This window comes from Kitasatospora sp. NPDC056181 (assembly GCF_042266225.1).
GTDB lineage: Bacteria > Actinomycetota > Actinomycetes > Streptomycetales > Streptomycetaceae > Kitasatospora.
Genome location: NZ_JBHJUK010000024.1, coordinates 1 through 18455, shown reverse-complemented (window position 1 = coordinate 18455; position 18455 = coordinate 1). Strand labels below are relative to the sequence as shown.

At 74.0% G+C, this 18455-nt stretch carries 15 protein-coding genes; 12 read left to right on the top strand and 3 right to left on the bottom strand.

The window, feature by feature from the left end:
• Positions 1-448 precede the first annotated feature (448 nt).
• The 11 genes from ACFC1F_RS12260 (at position 449) to ACFC1F_RS12210 (ending at position 14521) form a co-directional block, all read left to right on the top strand.
• On the top strand, positions 449-1279 hold the full coding sequence (locus ACFC1F_RS12260) for a glycosyltransferase family 2 protein (protein ID WP_376157548.1): 831 nt from the start codon (positions 449-451) through the stop codon (positions 1277-1279).
• Positions 1279-2601 (top strand): glycosyltransferase, encoded by a 1323-nt coding sequence (locus ACFC1F_RS12255; protein WP_376157547.1) that lies wholly within the window; start codon positions 1279-1281, stop codon positions 2599-2601. Before ACFC1F_RS12260 ends, ACFC1F_RS12255 begins: the two co-directional genes overlap by 1 nt.
• Positions 2598-3839, top strand: a complete 1242-nt coding sequence (locus ACFC1F_RS12250) for a glycosyltransferase family 2 protein (RefSeq protein ID WP_376157545.1) — start codon at positions 2598-2600, stop codon at positions 3837-3839. Before ACFC1F_RS12255 ends, ACFC1F_RS12250 begins: the two co-directional genes overlap by 4 nt.
• Complete coding sequence (locus ACFC1F_RS12245; RefSeq protein WP_376157544.1) at positions 3839-5233, top strand: lipopolysaccharide biosynthesis protein; 1395 nt, start codon at positions 3839-3841, stop codon at positions 5231-5233. Before ACFC1F_RS12250 ends, ACFC1F_RS12245 begins: the two co-directional genes overlap by 1 nt.
• Entirely contained in the window at positions 5223-6311 is a 1089-nt protein-coding gene (locus tag ACFC1F_RS12240; protein ID WP_376157543.1) for a glycosyltransferase family 2 protein, read from the top strand. Before ACFC1F_RS12245 ends, ACFC1F_RS12240 begins: the two co-directional genes overlap by 11 nt.
• Entirely contained in the window at positions 6308-7132 is an 825-nt protein-coding gene (locus ACFC1F_RS12235) for a polysaccharide deacetylase family protein (RefSeq protein WP_376157542.1), read from the top strand. Before ACFC1F_RS12240 ends, ACFC1F_RS12235 begins: the two co-directional genes overlap by 4 nt.
• 5 nt (positions 7133-7137) lie before the next feature.
• A complete protein-coding gene (locus ACFC1F_RS12230) occupies positions 7138-9180 on the top strand; it encodes a glycosyltransferase (RefSeq protein WP_376157541.1) in 2043 nt (680 codons plus the stop codon).
• Positions 9177-10502, top strand: coding sequence for a family 16 glycosylhydrolase (locus tag ACFC1F_RS12225; protein WP_376157539.1), 1326 nt, complete (start codon positions 9177-9179; stop codon positions 10500-10502). Before ACFC1F_RS12230 ends, ACFC1F_RS12225 begins: the two co-directional genes overlap by 4 nt.
• 28 nt (positions 10503-10530) lie before the next feature.
• Positions 10531-11802, top strand: a complete 1272-nt coding sequence (locus ACFC1F_RS12220) for an ATP-grasp domain-containing protein (RefSeq protein WP_376157537.1) — start codon at positions 10531-10533, stop codon at positions 11800-11802.
• Positions 11799-13013 (top strand): FAD-dependent oxidoreductase, encoded by a 1215-nt coding sequence (locus ACFC1F_RS12215; protein WP_376157535.1) that lies wholly within the window; start codon positions 11799-11801, stop codon positions 13011-13013. The genes ACFC1F_RS12220 and ACFC1F_RS12215 overlap by 4 nt, the downstream gene beginning before the upstream one ends.
• Positions 13014-13216: 203 nt before the next feature.
• A complete protein-coding gene (locus ACFC1F_RS12210) occupies positions 13217-14521 on the top strand; it encodes a family 16 glycosylhydrolase (RefSeq protein ID WP_376157534.1) in 1305 nt (434 codons plus the stop codon).
• 313 nt (positions 14522-14834) lie between these two features.
• Here ACFC1F_RS12210 and ribA read toward each other — a convergent pair whose 3' ends face one another.
• The 3 genes from ribA to ACFC1F_RS12195 form a co-directional block, all read right to left on the bottom strand.
• Positions 14835-15494 carry a GTP cyclohydrolase II gene (gene ribA / locus ACFC1F_RS12205; protein WP_376157532.1) on the bottom strand — a complete coding sequence of 220 codons (660 nt, stop codon included), beginning with the start codon at positions 15492-15494 and terminating at the stop codon, positions 14835-14837.
• Between the two features lie 228 nt (positions 15495-15722).
• Positions 15723-16211, bottom strand: coding sequence for a SitI3 family protein (locus ACFC1F_RS12200; protein WP_376157531.1), 489 nt, complete (start codon positions 16209-16211; stop codon positions 15723-15725).
• A gap of 34 nt (positions 16212-16245) precedes the next feature.
• Positions 16246-17091, bottom strand: coding sequence for a hypothetical protein (locus tag ACFC1F_RS12195; protein WP_376157529.1), 846 nt, complete (start codon positions 17089-17091; stop codon positions 16246-16248).
• Positions 17092-17405: 314 nt separating this feature from the next.
• On the opposite strand from ACFC1F_RS12195, the gene ACFC1F_RS12190 reads away from it, so the two are divergent.
• The gene (locus ACFC1F_RS12190; RefSeq protein WP_376157527.1) at positions 17406-18311 is read left to right on the top strand and encodes a GyrI-like domain-containing protein; all 906 of its coding nucleotides are present in this window, start codon (positions 17406-17408) and stop codon (positions 18309-18311) included.
• The last annotated feature ends 144 nt before the right edge of the window (positions 18312-18455 follow it).

Here is an 18455-nt window from a genome sequence, read left to right as displayed (position 1 = left end):
CTGACGACTGACGGCCGACCGCTGACGGCGGCCGCGGCCCTGGTCGGCGGGCCGGGCCCGGCCGTTGTGCGGGGTCGGGACGGGGCCCAGGGCCACGTCGGGCAATTCATGCCGAATCCGGCATAAGAACTCAATCCCCGCAAACCTCTTGACGTGACGCCGGTCACCTGGGCACGATGAGGCCCTGGCACACCCCGCACCCCCGGTGCGGGAAGCACATTCGGCCAGTTCGACAGACCGGCGCTTCGGCGCCCGTGAGAGCCGGCGGCGGATTCCCACCCGGGCCGCCCGACCCGCTCTCCGCGTTTCGGCAGTCCCCGTCCGGGGACTTCCCTCCGGGGCCCCGCCCGCCCCGCGCATCCGTCGCGTACCGGGCCCGCCCCGTCACATCAGGGGCCGCGCCGTGCCCGGCGCCCGCCCGCCGCCTCCCCCTGAGAGGCCGTCCTCGATGAGCACCACCATGCCCCCCAACGTCGTCCCGTACCCGAACCAGGACGGCCGGCCGCAACGCCGCGCCGAGGACCGGGTCAACGCCCGGCGGCCGATGCGCCGGGCCGGGGACGGTGTCGCCAGCAAGCACGGCGTCACGCTGGTCGTGCCCGCCCAGAACGAGGCCCGCAACATCCCCTGGGTGTTCGAGCAGATCCCGCGCTGCGTCGACGAGGTCATCCTGGTCGACGGCTCGTCCGACGACGCCACCGTCCCGATGGCCCGGCACTGCCTGCCGACCGTCCGCAGCGTCCAGCAGTGCGGCCCGGGCAAGGGCAACGCCCTGCGCACCGGCTTCGCCGCCGCCTCCGGCGAGTACATCGTCATGATGGACGCCGACGGCTCGATGTGGCCCGGCGAGATCCCGCACTTCCTGCACTTCCTCGACCACGGTTTCGACTTCGTCAAGGGATCGCGGTGCATCGCCGGCGGCGGCTCGCTGGACCTCACCAAGATCCGCTCGCTCGGCAACCGTGCCCTGCTCGCCGTCGTCAACTACCTGTACGACGCGAGCCTCACCGACCTGTGCTACGGCTACTGCGCCTTCCGCCGCTCCTTCCTGGACGCCCTCGACCTGCGCTCCACCGGCTTCGAGATCGAGGCCGAGATGATCGCGCACGCGCTGCGCTCCGGACTCCGGATCGCCGAAGTGCCGAGCCTGGAACTCCCCCGCCGCAGCGGTCGCTCACACCTCCACGCCGTCTCCGACGGCCGCCGGGTGCTGAGGACCCTGATCTCCGAGCGTCCCGGCGCCCGGTCCTCGGCGGCCGTCGCCGCGGAGGAGCGATGATGAATGGCCCCGACCGGCGCACCGCAGCTGCCTGCCCGCGCCCCGCCGCCCGCGACTCGCTCTACACCCCCGTCCGTGTTGTCGACCTGGACCTGGACGAACCGGGCGAGCTGCGCTCCCCCGGAGGTCTCGGTGCCGCCGACCCGGACGGCCGCGTGTTGGCGTTGGTGCGGCTGCACGGACACCCGCTCGGCTTGGTCACGGCCACCGGAACAGCAGGCGAGAGCGCCGCGCTGCGCCGGGCGCTGGTCGATGCCGCTCACCGGGAACTGCGTGTTCCCGCCCTGTCCACCGCGACACCCGCGGCGCGTCCCGGTCGGGTCGGCCGCGCCCGGGTGCCTGCGGGCAGGCCGACGGTCTCGGTGATCGTCTGCACCCGGGACCGGGACGAGATGCTGCCGCGTTGCCTGGACTCACTGGTGCGGATCGGCCCTCCCCTCGTCGAGGTGATCCTGGTGGACAACGCCCCCAGGAACGACGCCACGGAGAAGCTGGTCCGGACGCGCTACGGTGACCGGATCCGGTACGTGAAGGAGCCCCTGCCCGGCCTCTCCCGGGCCCGCAACCGCGGCCTCGCCGCCGCACGCGGCGAGTTCTGCGCCTTCACGGACGACGACGCCATCGCCGACTCCCGCTGGGTGAACGCCCTGGTGGAAGCCTTCCAGTCGGACGACCGGATCGCCTGTGTGACCGGCCTGGTGCTGCCCGCGGAGCTCGACACCAAGGCGCAGTTCGTCGTGGAGCAGTACTGCGGTCCCGGCCGGGGCTTCGAGGCCCGGAGCTGGTCGCTCAAGGGCTCCGCGGACGACCCGCTGGTCCAGTTCTCCGTCGGCAGGTTCGGGATGGGGGCCAACATGGCCTTCCGCACCTCGGTGCTCCGGGCCCTCGGCGGCTTCGACCCGGCCACCGGCACCGGGACGCCCTCGCGGGGAGGGGAGGACCTGCTCTCCTTCCAGCAGGTCCTGGCCGCGGGGTACACCGTGGCCTACCAGCCCGACGCGCTCGTCTGGCACCGGCACCGGCGGACCATGGAGGCGCTGGCCCACCAGATCAGCGGGTTCGGGGTCGGGTTCGGCGCGTACCTGGCGGCGGCGGTGTCCCACCGGCCGAGCCTGCTCGCCGAGCTCCTCCGGCGACTGCCCTACGGCGTCTGGCGGTGGCACGTCAGCCACCGTCCCGGCGGCCGGACCGGGCCGGCCGACGTCGACACCCTGCGGGGCCTGCGCAGGCTGGAGCGCCGAGGACTGCTGTACGGCCCGTTCTGCTACCTGTTCACCGTCTGGCAACAACGCCATCCCCGGGCTGGAGGTCGGCTGTCATGACCACCCCGATCGCCCTGCCGCCGGCGCCCGTCGAGGTCGCCGAGCTGGACCTCGAACGCCCGGACGAACTGCACCGGCCCGGCCGGGGCGAGGTGTTCACCCCGAACGGCCGGGTGCTGGCCCTGATCCGCCGCGGGGGACAACCCCTCGGCCTGGTCACCGCCGAGGCCGCGTCCGACGACCCGGCCGCCTTCCGCCGCGCCCTGGCCGCCGCGGCCGCCCGCGGGCTCGACCCGCGTGCGGGGACCGCGCTGCGGCCGGAGGCGCCGCCCTACGCCCCGCTCGTGAGCATCGTCGTGTGCACGCACGACCGCGTCGACCTGCTGCCGCGCTCCCTGGACGCCCTCCTGGCCGGCACCTACCGGCACGTCGAGGTGATCGTGGTCGACAACGCCCCCTCCGACCGGGCCACCGAGCTGCTCGTCGCGCTCCGCTACCCCGGCCGCGTCCGGTACCTGCGCGAGCCGGTGCCCGGCCTGGCCCGTGCCCGCAACCGCGGCCTCGCCGTCGCGCGCGGGGAGATCTGCGCCTTCGCCGACGACGACCTCCTGATCGACGAGGGCTGGGTGGCCGCCCTGGTCGACGGGTTCCGTTCGGACCCGCAGGTGGGCTGCGTGACCGGCCTGGTGCTGCCCGCCGAGCTGGACACCCGGGCGCAGATCGCGCTGGAACGGTACTGCGGCTACGCCAAGGGCTTCACCGTCCGCAGCTGGTCGCTCGGCGAACCGTCCGACGACCCGCTCTTCCCCTTCGCCACCGGCCGGCTCGGCACCGGGGCCAACATGGCCTTCCGCACCGGCCTGCTCCGCTCGCTCGGCGGCTTCGACCCCGCGACCAGCACCGGCACCCCGGCGCGCGGGGGAGAGGACCTGCTCTCCTTCCTCCAGGTCCTGACCTCCGGCCACAAGGTCGTGTACCGGCCGGACGCGCTGGTGTGGCACCCGCACCGCCGTTCCATGGAGGCGCTGACCACCCAGGTCTTCGGCTTCGGCGTCGGCTTCGGCGCCTACCTGGCCGCAGCCACCCGCCGGCAGCCGCGCCTGCTGGCCGCCCTGCTCGCCCGGGTGCCGCGCGGGATCCGGCAGACCCTGCGCCGGGGTGACCCGGCCGCCGGCCGCCGCGACCCGCTGATGGTCCACCTCGGGCGGCTCGAACTCCTCGGCCTGCTCTACGGGCCGGTCTGCTACCTGCGCAGCGTCCGGCTGCAACGCCGGGCCGACACCACCGCGAGGCCGTAATGTCCATCCTCGACCACACGCGCTCCAAGCGGCGGGCGGACACCGCACGGCCGTGCTCCTGCCCGGTGGCGCTGCCCTGCGAGTGCTCGTACCCGGCCCTGCTGCGGGCCCGGATCAGAGCGGCCGCCCAGAGCCTGCGCGCCGACTCCCTGATGCACAACGGCCACGTACTGGCGGCGAGTTCGATCGTCGCGGCCGGACTCGGCGCGTTCTTCTGGATCCTCGCCACCCACTACTACAGCGTCGAGGCCGTGGGGCGCAGCTACGCCGCCCTGTCGGCCGCGATGTTCCTGGCCACGCTCGGCAGCCTCAACCTCGGGGACGCCCTGGTGCGCTTCGTCCCCGCCGCCGGCCGGCACACCAGGCACCTGGTGCTGCGGTGCTACGCGATCAGCACCGCTTGCAGCGCCGCGGTCGCGGTCGGCTTCCTGCTGCTGGTCCCGGTGGTCGCCCCCAACCTCGGCTTCCTGCACTCGCCGATGCTCGCGGTCGCGTTCGTCGTGGCCACCGCGGGCTACGCGGTCTTCGTACTCCAGGACGGCGCGCTCACCGGCACCCGCAGGACCGGCTGGGTCCTCGGCGAGAACGCCGTCTTCGCGGTCGCCAAGTCCCTGCTGCTCGCCGCCTGCGCGGCCCTGGCCGTCGGCACCGGCATCCTGGTCGCCTGGGCGGTGGCCATGGTCGTCGCGATCGGGCTGGCCAACGTGGTGCTGTTCCGCCGCGCCGTGCCGGACCACGAGGCGGCCGGCGACGCCGACGCCGAACCGCCCCAGCGGGTCCTGCGCTGGGCCGGCGCCGACTACCTCGGCAACCTCTTCAGCTTTGCGAGCTACAGCGCCGTCCCCCTGATCGTGCTCGCCCAGCTCGGCCCGGAGGGCAGCGCCTACTACTCGCTCGCCTTCGTCATCGCCTCCACCCTCTTCGTCGCGACGTTCAGCATGGGCCACTCGCTGGTGGTCGAGGGCGCGCGCGACCCCAAGCGGCTCGCCGAGTACGCCCGGCGCATGCTGCGCCACACCGGTCTGCTGCTGGTCGGCGCCGTGCTGGTGATCGAGATCGGCGCGCGCCAGATCCTGGCCGTGTTCGGCCCCGAGTACGCCGAGCACAGCACGGCGGTGCTGCGTCTGCTCGCCCTGTGCGCGCTGCCGATCGCGGTGACCAACGTGGTCATCCAGGTGGCCCGGGTCCGCCGCTCGCTGCCCTGGATGGTCGGGGTGCGGATGGCCTCCGCCACGATGATCATCACCCTGGTCGCCCTGCTGCTGCCGAGCCACGGACTGATCGGCGTCGGCCTCGCCTGGGTGATCTCCGAATACACGATGGCGGTGGCACTGCTGTTCGTCCTCCGGCGCTGGCTGCGTGCCATGGAAGGAGCCCAGGACCATGACCACTGACCAGTCCTCCGGGCGGGCCGACGACCGGACCCCCGAGCGCGCCGCCGACGGCCGTGCACCGAGCCTGACCGTCGTGATCTGCGCCTACACCGTCGAGCGCTGGGACGACCTGTGCGCCGCCGTCGCCTCCGTACGCGGCCAGCACCACCCGCCCGCCGAGGTGCTGCTCGTCGTCGACCACTGCCCCGAGCTGCTGCACCTCGCCCGGGAACACCTGTCGGCCGACGCGCGGATCCTCCCCAGCCGGCAGCAGCGCGGCCTCTCGGGCGCCCGCAACACCGCCCTGGCCGCGGCCCACGGCGAGCTGATCGCCTTCCTGGACGACGACGCGACCGCCGACCCCGCCTGGACCGGGCGGCTCCTGGCCGGCTACCGGACACCCGCGGTGCTCGGCGTCGGCGGCCACGTCAGGCCCTGGTGGCAGAGCGGCCGCCCGGACTGGTTCCCGCCCGAGTTCGACTGGGTGGTCGGCTGCTCCTACCGGGGACTGCCGAGCCGGCCGGCCGGGGTGCGGAACCTCATCGGGGCCAACATGTCCTTCCGCCGTGCCGAGGCACTGGCCGCCGGCGGCTTCCGGACCGACCTCGGCCGCGTCGGCCGGCGTCCGCTCGGCTGCGAGGAGACGGAGCTCTGCATCCGCCTCGCCGCCCGCCACCCCGGCGCCGTCCTGCGCTACGAACCGGCCGCGGCGGTCCTCCACCGGGTGCCGCCGGCCCGCACCACCTTCTCCTACTTCGCCGCACGCTGCTTCGCCGAGGGCCGTTCCAAGGCCGCGGTGGTGCGGCACGACGGCGCCGCCGCCGGCCTCGCCAGCGAACGCGCCTACCTGCGGCACACCGTGCCCGCCGCGCTGCTGGACAGCCTGCGGCGGCGCCGGCCCGCCACGGCGGCGGCGCTCTGCGCCGGCGTCACCCTGACCGCCGCCGGCTACCTCACCGGGTTGGCCGGCGGCTGGGCCGCACGGACCGCGCCCCGCCGGACCGGCGCGGTCCGTCCGGCCACCCGTGACCGGACCGCCGGCGCCGCGCCCACCAAGGCCCGGCCCACCGGGGGCCGCCCGACCAGGGACGGGCCATGAGCGCGATACCCGTCTTCCTGTACCACTCGGTCGCGGACGACCCGCCGTCCTGGCTCGCGCCGTACACCGTCACGCCCCGCGTGTTCCGCGAGCAGCTGGACCGGATCAAGGACAGCGGCCTGTCGCTGGTGCCGCTGCGCCGGCTGGTCGCCGCCCTGCGCGGCGGTCCGCCGCTGCCGCCCGGCGCCGCGGTCCTGACCTTCGACGACGGTTACGCCGACTTCTACTGGACGGTCGCCCCGATCCTCTCGGACGAGGGCCTGCCCGCCACGCTCTACGTCACCACCGGCGCCGTCCACCCGCCCGGCGGGCAGGGCACCGGCAGTCTGCTGCCGCCGGCACCGATGCTGAACTGGCGCCAGATCGGCAACCTCGACGCGCTGGGCGTCGAGATCGGCGCCCACTCCCGGACCCACGTCCCCATGGACACCGTCTACGGCCGCCGGCTGACCGACGAGATCGCCAGCTGCAAGTCGGCCCTGGAGGACATCCTCGGCCACGAGGTCGCCTCCTTCGCCTACCCGCACGGGTACTCCGGCGCGGAGGTCCGCCGCAAGGTCGCACAGGCCGGCTACACCTCCGCGGCCGCCGTCGGGAACGCCTTCAGCTCCCCGGCCGACGACCCGCTGCGGATCTCCCGCCTGATGGTCCGCGCCGACACGCCGCCCCAGGTGTTCGACGACTGGACGAAGCGCCAGGGCGCCCCGACCGCGCCCTTCCAAGAGAGCGCCGCCACCCGGGTGTGGCGGGCCTACCGCCGCCTGCGCGCGGCCCTCGGCAGCCCGGTCGGCGGGCCCCAGAGGACTCGCGGTCAGGAGTGATCACAGTGACCGACGCCCTGGAACGTGAAGACGTCCGACCCGACCCACGGACACCGGCCCACCGCTCAACCACCCACCGCAGCAAGGCCCAGCGGGCCCGCGAGCTCCGGGCGGCCCTCTCCGAGGCCGGCTGGTCCGGCTGGGTCGTCCGGTGCGCACTGCCGGCCGCGCTGGTGCTCTGGCTGCTGGCCCTCTCCCGGGTGGACCTCTCCCGGATGGGCGACCTCGGCCTGCTCCAGGCCCTTCCGCCGGCCTACTTCGCCGCACTGGGCCTGCTCACCCTCGGCTTCGTCACCGCGCTGCGCGCCCCGCAGGTCCGTCACCGCTGGCCCGCCGCCTACGTCCTGGCGCTCATCCTGGTGATCCACGCGACGCCCAGCCTGCTGTACCCGACCCTGCGGTACGCCTGGGCCTGGAAGCACGTCGCGATCGTCGACGCCATGCTGCGCCACGGCGGGACGGTGCCCGGGGCGGGCAAGCTGGACGTCTACAACCAGTGGCCCGGCTTCTTCCAGCTCCACGCGGTGATCCTGCGCGCCACCGGCCTGGACTCCGTCCTGGGCTACGCCTCCTGGTACCCGCTGATCACCAACCTCCTGCTGGTCGGCCCGCTGCTGATGCTGTACCGGAGCATCACCACCGACCGCCGACTGGTCTGGGGCGGGGTCTGGATCTACTTCGCGACCGCCTGGGTCGGCCAGGACTACTTCTCCCCGCAGGCCTTCGCCTACGTGCTCTCCCTCACCGTGATCGCGCTGGTCATGCGCCGGCTGGCGGTGGCGCGCTCGCTCGCGGCGGACGCACGCGAACCCCGGGAGGGGAGGCCGGGCCTGCCCGGAGCCCTGGCCCTGTCGGCGGCGGACGAGGCATCGGCCCGCGGCGGTTGGCGGGCGGCGCCGTTCGCGCTGGTCCTCGTACTGATCGCCGCGATCGTCTCCTCGCACCAGCTGACCCCGATCATGCTGACCGTGAGCATGGCCCTGCTGGCCCTGGGCCGCCGCAACCGCCGCACCGTCCTGCCGGTACTGGCCGCCGTGGCCGGGCTGACCGTGCTCTGGGACGCCACCGTGGCCCGGCCGTTCGTGTCGGAACACCTGACCAGCCTGGTCACCGCCCTGGGCTCGCCGGACCACAACGCGGTGGCCGGCCTCGCCCGGCTGGGGCAGGCCGCCCCCGGCCAGATCATGACCTCCTGGGCCGACCGGTGCCTGACCGCCACCGTCTTCCTGCTCGCCCTGGCCGCCCTGATCCGCCACCGCTGGGTGCGCCGGGTCGGCCTGGTACCCCTGCTGGTGGCGCCGCTCGTGCTGCTGCTGGCCAACGCCTACGACGGGGAGATGCTCTTCCGGGCCTACCTGTTCGCCCTTCCCGCCGCCGCCTTCCTCGCCGCGACCCTGCTGTGGAGCCCGCGTGCCGTCCGGCCGCCCGCCCCGAAGTCCGACCCGCCCGGCGCGTCGTCAGGTCCGTCGTCCGCCACCTCGTCCGGCACGTCGTCCGCGCCCCCGGCCGACCGCCCCGTCGGCCCGCTGCGGACCGGTGCCACCGCCGTCGTCCTGCTCGGCCTGCTCGCCGGCCTGCTCTTCGGCTACTTCGGCAAGGAGAGCATGAACTACTTCACCCCGCAGGAGGCCGCCGCGCTCCGGTACGTCGCCGCCACCCCGCCCGGCTCCCGGGTGGTCTCGCTCACCGCCAACGAGCCGGGAGGCGAGATGCGCTACGACGACCACGACCGGCTCGTCCTCGGCGACGCCGCCGGCGCGGACCTCCAGCGCCTGGCCACCAACCCCGGCGACGTCCTGCGGCTGGCGCTGGAACGCCCGAACGTGGCCGGCGGACCGAGCTACGTGATCCTGACCCGGGCCCAGATCGCCGAGTGCGAACTGACCGGGCTGCTGCCGGCCTCCGCCACCAAGGCCTTCGCGGCCGCCGCGGCGAGCTCGCCCGAGCTGCGGCCGGTGTTCTCCAACGAGGACGCCGTCGTCTACCAGTACGTCCCGCCCGGCGGCGCGAACGCCGCAGCGGCCCCGGCCGGAGGGAGGACACCATGACCGTCCGCCCGTGGACCCTGCCGCGCGTGCTGCCCGCGCTCTCGGGCTGGATCGCCCTCGCCGCCCTGCTGCTCCCGGCCGGGAACCCGCTGCGGGCCGTCGCCGCCGGCATCTTCCTGCTCGCCGGTCCGGGCGCGGCGGCCGTGGCCTGGGCCCGGCCGGGCCCGTCCTGGCGCGATCGGGGGCCCGGCCGGCTGAGCGCCGTCTCGCTGACCGTGACGCTGAGCCTGGCGCTGACGATGCTGGCGGCGGAGGCGCTGTTCTTCCGACACTCCTTCACGGTCGGCCGGACCGTCCTGGCCCTCGCCGTCCTCACCACCCTCCTGACGCTGCTTCCGCGCCGGCTCCCCGCCGCCCCCGCACCCGTGACCGGCGGGCCCGCCCGGCCCGCCCACAGGTTCCGGCGCCCGGGCCGGCAGGCCGCCCGGCCCAAGGTCCGGTGGCGGATGCTGTCGGTGGCCGGAACGCTGCTGCTGGTCGCCGCCTGCGGCGCGGTCAACGGCGCCGGCGTCGGCGCGGCGGCGCTGCACCCGCAGTCCGCGTCGCCCACGAGCCCGACCACCATCCTGCCGCCGGTCGGGGCGGACCAGCCGCCCGGGACCGGCCCGTGGCACCAGGCCTTCCGGGACGACTTCAACGGCACCTCACTGGACGGCTCCAAGTGGACCACCTGCTACGACTGGAACGTCCGCGGCTGCAGCAACACCGGCAACCACGAGGACGAGTGGTACCTCCCGGGCCAGGTCTCGGTGGCGGACGGCGCCCTCACGCTCACCGCCCAACGCCAACCCACGCAGGGCAGCGACGGGAAGACCTACCCCTGGACCTCCGGGATGGTCTCCACCGGCCGCGACAACTGGGACGGCACCCCGCGGCACACCTTCACCTACGGGTACTTCGCCGCCGCCCTCAGGACCACCGACCAGCCGCTCGGCATGTTCCCGGCGTTCTGGCTGCTCTCCGCCAACACCCGGGGCGGGCTGCCGGAGCTGGACACCGTCGAGTTCATCAACACCAACCAGTACGCCGACCTCAACCTGCACGCCGAGGCCCCCGACGGCAGCAACATCGACGCCCACTACGCCCACGGCCCGCAGGACTACTCCCTCGGCTACCACGTCTTCGGTCTCGACTGGGAGCCGGACGCCGTGACCTGGTACGTCGACGGCGTCCAGGTCTTCCAGGTGACCGACCCGGCCGCCATCCCGACCACCCCGATGGAACTGATCCTCAACCTTGCCGTGGGCTACCAGCAGTCGCCCCCGCCCACCGTCGACAAGACGCAGGTGCAGGTCGACTGGGTCGCCGTCTGGCAGCACTGAAACGCACGATCGGAGGAGGTGCGACACCATGAACCGCGTCCATCACGCCCACCGGGCCAGGCCGGCCCTGGACCGGGACACCGCAGTCCTGCTCGTCAAGGTGGGGAGGTACCCGCTGGCGCACGGCCCGCTCGGCGTCGTGCGGTCGCTGGGCCGCGCCGGGGTTCCCGTCCACGCGATGGTCGAGGACCGCCTCACCCCGACGGCGCTCTCCCGCTACCTGACGCGCGCCTTCGTCCGGCCCACCACCGGGCGCGAGGGCACGGACGAGCTGCTCTCGGCCGTCCTGGGCGTCGGCCGGGCGATCGGCCGCCGGTGCATCGCCCTGCCCACCGACGACGAGGCCGCCGTCCTGCTCGCCGAGCACGCCGAGGAGCTGGCCCCGTACTTCGTCCTGCCCCCGGTGCCCGCCGGGCTCCCGCGGCGGCTGGCCAACAAGGGCGCCATGCACGCGATCTGCGAGGAGCACGGCGTCCCGGCACCCGTCACCGTCGCTCCGGGCGACCACGACGAGCTGCTGAAGGCCGCCTGGACCTGCGGCTACCCGCTGGTGCTGAAGAACCTGGAGCCGTTCACCCGGCTCAGCCGCCCCGTCGTCCCGAACACCACGATCGTGCACGACGAGCGGGAGCTCCTGGCCAACTGCCCGACCGACGAACGGTTCTCGGTCCTGGCCCAGGAGTACCTGCCGCCGGAACGCTCCGAGGACTGGATCACCCACCTGTGCTGCGGCCCCGGAGGCGAACCACTCGCCGTCTTCACCGGGCGCAAGCTGCGCTCCTACCCGCCCGCCGGCGGATTCACCACCCGGGCCGTCGCCCTGCCCAACCCCGAACTGGCCGAACTGGCCGCCGGACTGTGCCGGGCGATCGGCTACGGGGGCATCGCCGATCTGGACTGGAGGCTGGACCTGCGGGACGGAAGGTACAAGCTCCTCGACTTCAACCCCCGCACCGGCGCCCAGTTCCGGTTGTTCGAGACCGAGAACGGCCTGGACGTCGTCCGTGCCCTGCACCTGTCGCTCACCGGCCGCCCGGTCCCCCGTGCGCCGCAGCTGAACCGCTTCTACGGGGTCGGGCAGCTGGACGCGCTCTCCGCCGCGGTCACGGTCTGGCGCGAACGGCGGCCGCTGCCCGATCTGCGGCCGCGCCGGTCGACCGAGCGCGCCTGGCTCTGCGGCGACGACCTCGCACCCGCCGCCGCCCTGGCGGTCCGCTTCGGCGGCCAGGGGACGCGGCGCGTGGCCGACCACGTGCGGCACGGGATCGCCGCCCGTCTCACTCCCGGAGGTTCGACATGATCTCTCCCAGTCCAGTTCCCGTCGCGGTCGTGGGGGCCGGGCCGTACGGGCTGTCAGTCGCGGCCCACCTGAAGGCGAGGGGTGTGGCCGTACGTGTCCTCGGCGTGCCGATGGGCAGCTGGAGGGCGCGGATGCCGGTGGGGATGTTCCTGAAGTCCACCCCCCGGGCCTCCTCGATCTCCGACCCCGAGGGCCGCCACGGTCTGAACGACTTCCGGGCGGCCGAACACCGCGCGTGGGTGGGCGACCGGTACGCGGTGCCGCTCGACGAGTTCATCCGCTACGGCGACTGGTTCCAGCAGCGGTGCGTCCCCGAGGTGGAGCGTGCCGCCGTGACCCTGATCGAGCCGGCGCCGCACGGCTTCCGGCTCTCCCTGGACACCGGGGAGTCGTTCACCGCCCGGACGGTGGTCCTGGCCAACGGCTTCCCGCCCTACGCGAGGATTCCCGCCGTGCTCAGGCCGCTGGCCGCGGCCGGCCTCGCCTCGCACACCTCGGAGCACGCCGACCTGGCGAAGTTCGCCGGCCAGCGGGTGGCGGTGATCGGCGCCGGGCAGTCGGCACTGGAGAGCGCCACGCTGATGCACGAGGCGGGCTCCGAACCGGTCCTGGTCGCGAGGACCGGGCACCTGCTCTTCGGGGACCCGCCCGACTCCGACCGGCCGGGCGACCGGCCGTGGCCGGAGCGGCTGGCGAAGCCGGCCTCGCCGCTGGGGCCGGGCTGGTCGTTCACCGCCTTCAGCCGGGCCCCCCAGGCCTTCCGGTACCTGCCGGACCGCACCAGGGCCCACCTGGTCCGGACGGTGCTCGGACCGTCCGGGGCATGGTGGCTGCGCGAGCGGACGCTCGGCCGGTTCCCGCAGCTCACCGGGCACGAGGTGGTCTCGGCCGAGGAGGTCCGCGGCCGGGCGCGGCTCCGGCTGCGCGGCCCGACCGACACCCTGGAGGCCGACCAGGTCCTGGTGGCCACCGGCTACCGGGTGGACGTCGAGCGACTCGACCTGCTGGAGCCGGGACTGCGCCGGGCGCTGACCTGCCGGAACGGGGGCGCTCCCCGGCTCTCCCCGGGCTTCGAGTCCTCCGTACCCGGGCTCTACTTCACCGGCCTGGCCGCCGCCGACACCTTCGGGCCGATGATGCGTTTCGTCTGCGGGACCGGCTTCGCGGCCCGGACGATCAGCCGGTCGATCGCCACGGCCGTACGGCGTTGACCGGCCGCCGAACCGGCCCCTGTGCCTCATATCACAGACGCCCGGTCCCGGCACCTCGAGGGGCCGTCCCACCAGGAGTTTTAAGAATGTGCACGATCGATGCCGCGGTTCCGGCCGCGGCATCGGGCTTGCGTACGGACCGAGTCCTCGTTCAGGCTGCTGCAATTCCACAGCCGGGGGGGGAACGAAAGGTCCTCCCACGCATGTCCAAGCATTCGAAGCACCGCCGCAGCACGTTCACCGGCCGACGACGGCTCGCCGTCCTCGCCCTCGCCCTCGCCGCCAGCGGGACCAGCGTGGCCGCCTGGGCCGCGCCGACCACCCCGGCCGAGCCGGTGGTCGTCGACTCGCTGTCGGTCACGCCGACCGCCCCCGGCGCCAGTGCCCCGGTCACCGCCACCGCCAAGCTGCACGCCACCAAGCGGACCGCGGTGCAGGCCCTGACCATCGCCGTCCGCTCCGCCGACGGCGCGAACTACGACTTCGGCGGCGCCACCGCGGCCACCCTGACCACGACGCAGCGGACGTTCACCCCGCAGAGCCGCGTCTTCCCGGCGGGCAAGTACACGTACTTCGTGGCGTACAAGATCAACAACAGCTGGCACAACCTGGCCCCGGTCGGCGCCTTCACCGCGGGCACCGCCCCGACTCCGGCGCCGAGCCCGACCTCGGCGCCGAGCCCGACTTCGACGCCGAGCCCGTCCTCGACGCCGAGCCCGTCCTCGACGCCGACCGCGTCGCCGTCGGCCACCGCTTCGCCGTCGTCGCCGTCCGCCACCGCGTCGCCGTCCGCCACCGCGTCGCCCACTCAGCCGTCCGGTTCCTCGGCCGCTCCGCTCGGCATCCCCGGCAGCTGGCGTCCGGTGTTCGCCGACGAGTTCAACGGCAGCTCGCTCGACAGCTCGAAGTGGAACCCCAACTGGTTCGGCTGCGCCACCTGCACGACGCCTCCGGTGAACAGCGACGAGTCCGCCGCCTACGCCCCGTCCCAGGTGTCCGAGAGCGGCGGGAACCTGCACCTGACGGCCGCCCAGAAGCCGGCCACGGTGAACGGCAAGAACTTCGCGTACACCTCGGGGCTGGTCAACACCAACGGCAAGGCCCAGTTCACCTACGGCGCCTTCGAGTCCCGGATCTACCTGCCCGCGGCCGGTTCGCAGGTCGCCAACTGGCCGGCCTTCTGGACCGACGGCCAGAACTGGCCGGCCGACGGTGAGATGGACGTGATGGAGGGCCTGAGCGGTCAGGCCTGCTACCACTTCCACTCGCCGTCCGGCGGCCCCGGCGGCTGCGCCTCGGGCAACTACAGCGGTTGGCACACCTTCGGCGCCGACTGGCAGCCGGGCTCGGTGACCTACTACTACGACGGGGTGAAGGTCGGTCAGATCACCAGCGGCGTCACTTCTTCGCCGATGTACCTGATCCTCAACAACGCCGTCTACACCCCGGGTCCGACCTCCGTCCCGGGCGACATGCAGGTCGACTACGTGCGGGTCTGGCAGCACTGACCCGACCGGTCCGTCAGCATCCCATCGGTCCGGCCCCCCCGGGCCGCACCCCGGGGGCGGCCCCCGGGGGGCGGGCGGGCCCTACGGCCGGGGGGGCGGGCCGGGGGCCCCGCCCGGGGGGCGGCCGCCCGCTCTCCCCGCCCCTGCCGGAAACCCCCCCAGGCCCCGCCCCCCGCGCCCCCCCCCGCGGCGCCCGCCCCGACGTGTCCGGCCGGTCCTTCCGGCCGGTGGGCCTGCCGGCGGGCCCTGCCGGTGGGCCGTGGTCGGTGCCGGGCCGGTGGGGGCCGGGGTGTGCCGGACGGGCGCCGCGGGCTCAGCCCACGAGCCGGGAGAGCTCGATCGAGTGCCCGGTCCGCTCCACCTTCGCCCTCAGGTACCGCACGTTGCTGTCGTTCAGGTGCACGCCGGTCGGCACCCGCTGCTCGACCGTGATGCCGAGCGCGGCCAGCTGCGCCGCCTTGTCCGGGTTGTTGCTGAGCAGGTCGACGCCGGTGACGCCGAGTGCGCCGAGCATCTGGGCGGCGGCGGTGTAGTCGCGGCCGTCCTCGGGCAGGCCGAGCGCGGTGTTGGCGTCGTAGGTGTCCAGGCCGGAGTCCTGGAGGGCGTAGGCGTCCAGCTTGTTGTAGAGGCCGATGCCCCGGCCCTCCTGGCGCAGGTAGAGCAGGTAGCCGCCGGCCTCGGCGATCCGCTCGACCGACTCGCGCAGCTGCGGGCCGCAGTCGCAGCGGTCCGAGCCGAACACGTCGCCCGTCAGGCACTCCGAGTGCAGCCGCACCAGCGGCGTCCCGCCGTCCGTCGTCCGGCCCTGCGCCGCTGCGCCGAAGGCGAGCGCCAGGTGCTCGGCGCCGTCGGCCAGGCCGTGGAAGGTGAAGACCTCGGCCTCGGCGCGGTAGCCGTCCGGGAAGGTCAGCGGGATGCGCACCCGGGAGCGCACCGTGGCGGTGCCGGGCTGCGACGTGACGGGCTGCGGCATGGGACGGGCCCTCCGATTGCGGTGTGGTGGTCGGTTGTCGACCGTACTAGGTCGTTCCAATTTGAACAACTGCCGTCCACGTGCCCGGGGCGTCGGCCCACCGTTCGGTGACGGCTGCCGGCGTCAGCTGGCAGGGGGCCGGTACGGGCGACGCTGCAGCGGCGCAGGCTCGCAACACCACGGAGGACGCGGGTGTTCCCGCGCGTCACACTCCGTTGTTCCCGCGCGTCACACTCCGTCGAGGGTGTGGGCGGCGCGGGCGTACGGCCCGGGGAAGGCGGACAGCCGGTGCGGGGGCCAGAGGTCGGACCGTTCGCTCAGGCTCAGCACGCCGCCGCGGCGCACCAGCCAGACCACCTCGGACTGGAAGTGCAGCGCCGCGTCCGCCTCCGCCGGGAGCAGAGCCAGGACGGCGGCGGCGAGACCGGTCATGTCGTCCTGCTGGGCGGAGAGGTCGGTGAACTTGTCGAGCCGCAGCGCCAGCCTGGCGGCCGCCGTGAACGGCACGCCGTCCAGGGTCGGCTGCCAGTACGCCACCGGTTGGGACTCGACCACCTTCAGCCACGTCTCCCGGACGGTCAGGACACCGTCCGTCAGCAGGTCCCCGGGCGTGAAGCGGCCGACGGGCAGCAGTGGGCCGGCCGCGGCCCAGACGGCGGCGGCGAGCTGTCCGGCCGTGACGGGTGCGGTGAGTTCGAGGTCGAAGTCGAGGGCCATCGGCCGTCCTTCCGGGGCTGGGGCGGGCCGGGTGTCACCCGTCGGCGCGGCTGGTCATCGCGGCGCGGATGGTCCGGGTGCGCTCGGCGAGCGCGGTGAGGTCGATGCTGCCGGCGTCCTGCGAGTAGTCGGTGACGCTGCCGAGGGTGGTGGAGTCGGCCCAGGCGCAGACGGCGATGACGTCCTTGTGCCCGTTGTCCTGCGCGGTGCACTTGAGGAAGCCGCCGAGCGGGCCGGACGGGAAGATGGTGTACCCGCTGGGGGAGGCCTGCGGTGAGGCGGCGCCGATCGCGGCCGGCCGGAGCGCCGGATCCACCCCGCCGAGCAGGTCGTCCAGCTCGCGGACCGGGCTGGGGAACGAGCCGGTGGCGCCGATGACGAGGAAGTCCGCTTCGGTGGAGCCCGGCCGGCGGTACCCGGCGACGAAGTGCTCGTGGAATCGGATGTAGCCGAGGGTGTTCGGGAAGATCTCCGCGTCCTCGGCGGCGTACGCGCCGGAGGAGTCCGCCTCCCGGGTCAGCTCGCCGATGCTCTGCGGCGCGTCCAGCCGGTAGCGCACCGGATCGTCCGGCCCGAACACGGTGGCCAGCAGGCCGAAGGCCGCCAGCGCCGCGACCACGCCCCCCGACAGCTTCCACGTCCGCCGCGACACCCGCCGGTACCAGGGCGGCACCGCCGCCGGCGGCTCCGCCCACCGCGCCCGCAGGCGCTCGGCGGCCGTTTCGGCGCCGGAGTCGGTCGCGGTGCTGCTGTCGGTGTCGGTGTCGGTATCGGTGTCGGAGGTGGGGCCGGTGTCGGTGTCGGAGGTGGGGCCGGTGCCGGCCTCGGTCCCGGGCGCGGTCTCGGTGGCTCCGGCGGGGTCGGTGTCGTTGCGTGGCATCGGCTTTCGGGTTCCCTCCCTGACGGTCCCCCCGCGGTGGGCGGACGTCCGGGTCGGAACACTGGGGCCTGACAGGCCACGCGGTCAAACGGATTCTCCTCCGCCGCCCCGGGCGGTGGGTCGCCGGCGCCCCGACGGTGGGCTTCACGCCGGTGTCGCGCCGGGAGGCCGCCGTCCTGTCGGGCGGCGACCCGGCCCCCGTCTCGGAGGCGGTCGCCGTCCGGCACCCGACCGGAGCGGGCACAGGATGTCGGGTGCGGCAGGCTGGGTCCTTCCTACGGTGGTGATCAGTAAGAGGAAGGGCGGGGGCAGGGATGCTGGAGCACCTCAACCGGGCGATGGAGCACATCGAGGAGTGCCTGAGCGTGTCGGTCGGCCTGTCGGCCGACGGGTCCGCGGGCGCGTCCGTCGACGTGGCCGAGCTGGCGCGGATCGCGATGACGTCGGAGTACCACTTCCGGCGGATGTTCTCCGCACTGGCCGGCATGCCGCTGTCGGAGTACGTGCGGCGCCGTCGGCTCACCATCGCCGGGGCCGAAGTGCTCGCCGGCGAGCGGACGTTGCTCGATGTGGCGGTCCGCTACGGCTACACCTCGGGGGAGGCGTTCGCCCGGGCGTTCCGGGCGATGCACGGCGTCGGGCCCGGGGAGGCCCGTCGTGGGGGGGCGGCGCTGAAGTCCCAGCCCCGGATGTCCTTCCGAGTCGTCATCGAAGGGAGCAGCAGTATGGAATACCGCATCGTCGAGAAGCCCGCGTTCCGGATCGTCGGACGGCGGGCCCGGGTCCCGCTGGTTCACGAGGGGGTGAACCCGGCCATCGCCGAGTTCATCAAGGGGCTCGGCCAGGAGGTTGTCGACCGGATCTCGGCCCTCTCGGACCAGGAGCCGGAGGGGATCGTCGCGGTCACCGAGTTCTTCTCGGACAGCCGTGAGGAGGGCGTCGAACTCGACTACTACCACGCGGTGGTGGCCGGTGCGGACGCGGTGGTCCCGGACGGCCTGGACGTGCGCGAGGTGCCGGCCGGCACCTGGGCCGTCTTCTCCAACACCGGGACCTTCCCGAAGGCCCTCCAGGAGATGTGGCGGGACGTCTACACCCAGTGGTTCCCCTCCAACCCGTACGAGACCCGCCCGGGTCCGGAGATCCTGCGCACCCGCTTCCTGCCCGCGGGCGAGGCGGAGGCTCAGCTCTGGATCCAGGTGGAGCGGTCTGCGCGGTGAACCAGGCCGTTCCGGTGGGGAGTTGGCCAACCCCACCGGTAAGGGGGGGTGTTTTGGTACGCGGATGATGTAGCGTTTGGCCGTCCAAGGGGCGGGGTATGAAAGCCTGTTAACGGGTATCGACCGGCACCGTGTCGCGGTGGG

What these genes read in the sequence shown, in the direction of transcription:
- ACFC1F_RS12195 (WP_376157529.1), bottom strand. Translation starts at nt 17,091, where the DNA reads ATGCCACGCAACGACACCGACCCCGCCGGAGCCACCGAGACCGCGCCC.
- ACFC1F_RS12200 (WP_376157531.1), bottom strand. Translation starts at nt 16,211, where the DNA reads ATGGCCCTCGACTTCGACCTCGAACTCACCGCACCCGTCACGGCCGGA.
- ribA (WP_376157532.1), bottom strand. Translation starts at nt 15,494, where the DNA reads ATGCCGCAGCCCGTCACGTCGCAGCCCGGCACCGCCACGGTGCGCTCC.
- ACFC1F_RS12240 (WP_376157543.1), top strand. Translation starts at nt 5,223, where the DNA reads ATGACCACTGACCAGTCCTCCGGGCGGGCCGACGACCGGACCCCCGAG.
- ACFC1F_RS12260 (WP_376157548.1), top strand. Translation starts at nt 449, where the DNA reads ATGAGCACCACCATGCCCCCCAACGTCGTCCCGTACCCGAACCAGGAC.
- ACFC1F_RS12210 (WP_376157534.1), top strand. Translation starts at nt 13,217, where the DNA reads ATGTCCAAGCATTCGAAGCACCGCCGCAGCACGTTCACCGGCCGACGA.
- ACFC1F_RS12225 (WP_376157539.1), top strand. Translation starts at nt 9,177, where the DNA reads ATGACCGTCCGCCCGTGGACCCTGCCGCGCGTGCTGCCCGCGCTCTCG.
- ACFC1F_RS12250 (WP_376157545.1), top strand. Translation starts at nt 2,598, where the DNA reads ATGACCACCCCGATCGCCCTGCCGCCGGCGCCCGTCGAGGTCGCCGAG.
- ACFC1F_RS12245 (WP_376157544.1), top strand. Translation starts at nt 3,839, where the DNA reads ATGTCCATCCTCGACCACACGCGCTCCAAGCGGCGGGCGGACACCGCA.
- ACFC1F_RS12220 (WP_376157537.1), top strand. Translation starts at nt 10,531, where the DNA reads ATGAACCGCGTCCATCACGCCCACCGGGCCAGGCCGGCCCTGGACCGG.
- ACFC1F_RS12215 (WP_376157535.1), top strand. Translation starts at nt 11,799, where the DNA reads ATGATCTCTCCCAGTCCAGTTCCCGTCGCGGTCGTGGGGGCCGGGCCG.
- ACFC1F_RS12235 (WP_376157542.1), top strand. Translation starts at nt 6,308, where the DNA reads ATGAGCGCGATACCCGTCTTCCTGTACCACTCGGTCGCGGACGACCCG.
- ACFC1F_RS12190 (WP_376157527.1), top strand. Translation starts at nt 17,406, where the DNA reads ATGCTGGAGCACCTCAACCGGGCGATGGAGCACATCGAGGAGTGCCTG.
- ACFC1F_RS12255 (WP_376157547.1), top strand. Translation starts at nt 1,279, where the DNA reads ATGAATGGCCCCGACCGGCGCACCGCAGCTGCCTGCCCGCGCCCCGCC.